2 protein-coding genes are annotated in these 1,637 nt (G+C 36.8%); both read right to left on the bottom strand.

Features of this window, described 5'->3' with window-relative positions; genetic code table 11:
• On the bottom strand, positions 1 to 440 hold a 440-nt coding region (locus tag SPADD19_RS00355; RefSeq protein WP_164905811.1), incomplete at its 3' end, for a CapA family protein.
• Between the two features lie 160 nt (positions 441 to 600).
• Positions 601 to 1,317 (bottom strand): CPBP family intramembrane glutamic endopeptidase, encoded by a 717-nt coding sequence (locus SPADD19_RS00350; RefSeq protein ID WP_049518031.1) that lies wholly within the window; start codon positions 1,315 to 1,317, stop codon positions 601 to 603.
• Positions 1,318 to 1,637 lie beyond the last annotated feature (320 nt).

Raw genomic sequence — 1,637 nt, 5'->3', positions numbered from 1 at the left:
TAATAATTGGGGTTAATGGTTCCCTCAAAATCGCCCAAGGCTAGATCCGCTTTTTGTAGCCAGGGTTTGACATACTCATAATTTTCATGAAAATCATAGCTTCCATCTTCTTTTTGCGCGCTCATATAAAGCAAATCATGGTAGAGCTGGTCTCCATTAGCCATGATCCGCGCTGTATGAGGAATCTGATCAGCCGGTGTTTTTGCCTTGTACACAACCTCTGGCCGTTCGGTTGCGGTAATCGGAAAGCCTTGAAACTTTTGCACCCACAAGATGGCATTGGCCACGATGAAAACAACAGACAAGAGCACATAGACAAACTGTTCATTGGTCAGCTGAACCCTTGAAAAAAGACGATCAAAAGCCCAGTCAAAGGCTGCCGATAGCTCTTTTCCCATCGTTTTGATGGTTCCTTTTACACTCTCCCACTTCTCTAACATTCCTACCTCTTCTTCGTACCTAGTTTCTCCAATGATCCGCCAACAGATTGAGCTGTCATTGAAATACTTTCTCTTCATTGTATCACAAATTTCCAGAGGAGAAAAAAAGTTCTGCAAAACAGAACTTCTAAATGATTTATTACTTGAAACAATAGCTTCGTCACACCAAAAAATGCCAGTAGATATAATTGTAGATGAATATCCAAATTGGTTTCCAGTAAACTAAGAAATTACTGAAACTATGTAGGAGGATCACCAATCGTAGATCTCTGTGCTTTTTATAAACTGCTGCTAAGAACACCCCAAAAATAAAATAATCAGTCAACATAATCGGATCTCGAAATCGATAAACAAAATGAGCAGCAGAAAACAAGAAAGCGGATAACAGAATATCGAAGTGAAATCGATTATTTTTAAAGAAACAATTCATTAAATAGGAACGATAAAATAATTCCTCACTGATTGGAGCGATAATGATGGATACTGCAAAATCCAATATTATTGAAATCCCCAACCCTTTTAAATACACCGAATCCGGTAGCTTGATCAGAACAGTTTCTGGTGCAAAAACAATCCGGTCCTGAAATGTAGTTATAACCCACTTCGACACCATACTATATAAAATAACCAGAAGGAAATAAAACAGATAAGACCATTTCCATTTCGAACTATAAAAATTTACGAGAATCCCTTTCTTTTTCATCCACAAAACAAGAGCAAGGATCAACAAAATACGAAGAGCCATTTGAATACAAATAAATAAAGAGGCACTCCCATTAAATAAGGTTGTAATACCAACTGCCGCGAGTTCTAAAACAAATAGATCAAAAAATTCAAAAAGAGTGATCGACAATATAGCCTTCAAAAATTTTGTCATGTCCTCACCTCATGCATCTAAGATGTTAAAATATAAAGCTTTCTTAATCCCACTATTTTATAAAGCAATCTTTATTATAGCACAGCTCACCTGTCTTGAGAACACTTCATTTTTGTTTCTTTTATCAAAATTATAGAATAGAAAAAAGAGTCTTCCTCCCCTTATAATGCAGATGAACTTTTTGACATAAATCATCTGCAGTAAACCGCCGGAAAACATCATTACGATTTTCAACTGATGCAAGCATCTACTGAAACTTTCCGCTGTGAGAAAAGTGCCTGAAACAGTGATGTTTCAGGCACTCGGGAGTTTTGAAAGTA

Origin of the sequence: Streptococcus parasanguinis, assembly GCF_001578955.1 — a bacterium.
GTDB lineage: Bacteria > Bacillota > Bacilli > Lactobacillales > Streptococcaceae > Streptococcus > Streptococcus parasanguinis_U.
The sequence above is the reverse complement of the archived record's forward strand: the minus strand, read 5'-3'. Positions and strand labels throughout refer to the sequence as shown.